5 protein-coding genes are annotated in these 2,654 nt (G+C 69.6%); 2 read left to right on the top strand and 3 right to left on the bottom strand.

What is annotated here, in order from left to right; genetic code table 11:
- Positions 1 to 42 precede the first annotated feature (42 nt).
- Together GL263_RS24810 and GL263_RS24805 are read right to left on the bottom strand one after the other, a co-directional pair.
- Positions 43 to 300 (bottom strand): hypothetical protein, encoded by a 258-nt coding sequence (locus tag GL263_RS24810; protein ID WP_182857978.1) that lies wholly within the window; start codon positions 298 to 300, stop codon positions 43 to 45.
- Complete coding sequence (locus GL263_RS24805) at positions 297 to 509, bottom strand: hypothetical protein (protein ID WP_143649017.1); 213 nt, start codon at positions 507 to 509, stop codon at positions 297 to 299. Before GL263_RS24805 ends, GL263_RS24810 begins: the two co-directional genes overlap by 4 nt.
- A gap of 288 nt (positions 510 to 797) precedes the next feature.
- On the opposite strand from GL263_RS24805, the gene GL263_RS24800 reads away from it, so the two are divergent.
- Together GL263_RS24800 and GL263_RS24795 are read left to right on the top strand one after the other, a co-directional pair.
- Complete coding sequence (locus GL263_RS24800) at positions 798 to 1,670, top strand: helix-turn-helix domain-containing protein (protein WP_182857977.1); 873 nt, start codon at positions 798 to 800, stop codon at positions 1,668 to 1,670.
- On the top strand, positions 1,667 to 1,897 hold the full coding sequence (locus GL263_RS24795) for a DUF397 domain-containing protein (protein ID WP_182857976.1): 231 nt from the start codon (positions 1,667 to 1,669) through the stop codon (positions 1,895 to 1,897). The genes GL263_RS24800 and GL263_RS24795 overlap by 4 nt, the downstream gene beginning before the upstream one ends.
- Before the next feature lie 77 nt (positions 1,898 to 1,974).
- Here GL263_RS24795 and cobJ read toward each other — a convergent pair.
- Positions 1,975 to 2,654 (bottom strand): precorrin-3B C(17)-methyltransferase (gene cobJ, locus GL263_RS24790; protein ID WP_182857975.1); only part of this gene is annotated, 680 nt, incomplete at its 5' end.

Raw genomic sequence — 2,654 nt, 5'->3', positions numbered from 1 at the left:
CGCCGTCGCAGTCCGGCCTGGGCTTGCGGTGTCGGGAGGGCATCAGCGGGACACCTCCTCGGCTTCGGCCGGCTGAACCAGCTCGGTCTCGCAGATGAGGGACTGGCGCTCGGTGTGATCGGCGAGCCGGGTCCATACGAAGGAGTGCTCGGCGTCCACGCCGGCGTAGCCGCTGCCGACCTGCACCACCACGCCTTCGAACGTCTCCGGCTTCTCCCAACGTCGCCGGTCGGGGTGCACGTAGGACATGCCGCGCACGCGGTCACCGACGCGGAAGGGGGCTGCCTTCGATGTCCTCATGTGGGGGCGTCTCCCGTCTGCTTCGTCGCCGAGGTGCCGACGCGCTCCAGGTCCAGGTAGACCTCGAACTCCTGCGCGTCCCAGGTCGCGGGCGGGCCGTGGGCGGCACGGAAGTCCGCGGCCTCCGCCGCTATCGGCGTGGTCGGTTGCCCGGCGGCAGCAGTGTTGGAGTACCTGAGGGGTTCGCTGGGGTTGGAGCACACGGGCATACCGCCTCCCAAGGAGTGAGCCGCACAGGAGCTGGTGGCCTGCTCGCCGGGCATGAAAGCCGAAGCAGGCAGTACTACGAACGCCGTCGACCAACTTCGGTCTTCTAGGCGCACGTTCACGGTGGCGGTCGGCATAGTGGAACCGCAAGGGAAACCGCACGGGAAGTCGCACCTGCGGGAAAGTGGTACATGCCAGGGCAAGCGCATGGGCTGTTTCGACCAGCACTTGGCGTGCCACACTCCGCACATCGGCAGCGGCGGCTCGCACATAGGCCGGGAGGCAGACACGTGGCAGCACGGGCAAGACCGACCGCACGGCGGATCGAACTCGGTCACGAGTTGAGGGAGTTGCGCAAGCAGGCCGGACTCACCCTGGAGGAGGCGGTCGACGGTCTGCCGCTGTCCGACACCAAGCTCTACCGCGTCGAGATCGGGCTGCGAGACCTGCGCAGCTCCGGCGACCTACGCACGCTCCTCGCGCGCTATCACGTGGAGGACGAGGAGGACATCGAACGCCTGCTGGCCATCCAGCGCGAGTCCTCCAGCCGGGAGTGGTGGACGCAGTACAAGGGCGCGATGCCCTCGGGCATGCCGCGCTTCGTCGGTATCGAGTCCGCCGCCATCGAGATCCAGGCATTCCACCCGTGCCTGGTGCTCGGACTGCTGCAGACCCGCTCGTACGCGCAGGCGCTGTACGAGACGATGAAGCCGATCGAGGAAACCACGACCGAGTTCATCCGCCAGAACGTCGACGTGCGGATGCGGCGCAAGGAAGCCCTCACACGGGAGGAGGAACCCCTGCGGCTGTGGGCCGTGCTCTACGAGCCCGCCCTTCGCTACATCGTCGGCAACAGCGAGATCATGCGCGAACAGTACGACGAGATCATCAAGCTCACGGCGCTGGACCACGTCACGGTTCAGGTGCTCCCCCAGACCGTGCGCGGCTACCTGGCCGTGAACGACTTCAGCATCCTGAACCTGGGCGACACCCTGCCATCCACGGTCCAGGTCGACAACGCGTGGGGTGCCTCGTCGGTCACCGACACACCCCGCGAGGTCGGGAAGTTCTCCCGCAGGTTCAACGCGCTCGTGGCGTCGTCCCTGCCGCCCGAGGACACCCCGAGGTTCCTGAAACTGCTATCGCGAGAGATCACCGAATGACCACTCACACCCGCACCCCGAAGGCCACCGAACTGGCCGGCGCCCACTGGCGCAAGTCCTCCTACAGCGGCGGCACCGGCAACAACTGCGTCGAGATCGCCGACCTGACCGACACCGCCTACCAGGCCGTCGCCCTCCGTGACTCCAAGACGCCGGAGGGACCGGCGCTGCTCGTCGCTCCGCAGCAGTTCGCCGCGTTCCTCGCCCACGTGCACACAAGCATCTGAGCGCGGAGGTCCCAGCCACAGGGGTCGACCCCGAGCAGGGGTGCCTGCTCGGGGCCGACCCCTGTGGCGGCTCCGCGTCAGTCGGGGTAGCGGCGGGGGGTCCAGACGGTGTTGTTGGTGTGTTGGGTCTGGGAGCTGCCGATCAGGATGATCGTGCGCATGTCGACGTCGGCGGGGTTGAGGTCGGCGAGGGGGACGGTGCGGACGCGTTCCGTGGGGCCGCCCACGTCGCGGGCGAGGACGACGGGGGTGTCGGGGGCGCGGTGTTCCAGGAGGAGTTCGCGGGCCTTGCCGACCTGCCAGGTGCGGCTGCGGGAGCCGGGGTTGTAGAGGGCCAGGGCGAGGTCGGCGGAGGCGGCGGCGGCGAGGCGCTGCGCGATGACCTCCCAGGGCTTGAGGCGGTCGGAGAGGGAGATGACGGCGTAGTCGTGGCCGAGGGGGGCTCCGACGCGGGAGGCGGCGGCGTTGGCGGCGGTGACGCCGGGCACGACGCGGACGGGGACGTTTGCGTAGGGCTCGGTGGCGGCGACCTCCAGTACTGCGGTGGCCATCGCGAAGACGCCCGGGTCGCCGGAGGAGACCACGGCGACGCGGCGGCCGCGTCGGGCGAGGTCGAGGGCGAACTCGGCGCGTTCGGACTCGACCTTGTTGTCGGAGGGGTGGCGGCGCTGGCCGGGGCGGTGGGGGACCCGGTCGAGGTAGGTGGTGTAGCCGACGAGGTCCTGGGCGGCGGCGAGTTCGCCGCGCGCCTCGGGGG

Source organism: Streptomyces durbertensis (assembly GCF_014156695.1).
GTDB classification, from domain to species: Bacteria; Actinomycetota; Actinomycetes; order Streptomycetales; family Streptomycetaceae; genus Streptomyces; species Streptomyces durbertensis.
This window is presented reverse-complemented; position numbering and strand designations above follow the sequence as displayed.

What these genes read in the sequence shown, in the direction of transcription:
- GL263_RS24810 (WP_182857978.1), bottom strand. Translation starts at nt 300, where the DNA reads ATGAGGACATCGAAGGCAGCCCCCTTCCGCGTCGGTGACCGCGTGCGC.
- GL263_RS24805 (WP_143649017.1), bottom strand. Translation starts at nt 509, where the DNA reads ATGCCCGTGTGCTCCAACCCCAGCGAACCCCTCAGGTACTCCAACACT.
- GL263_RS24795 (WP_182857976.1), top strand. Translation starts at nt 1,667, where the DNA reads ATGACCACTCACACCCGCACCCCGAAGGCCACCGAACTGGCCGGCGCC.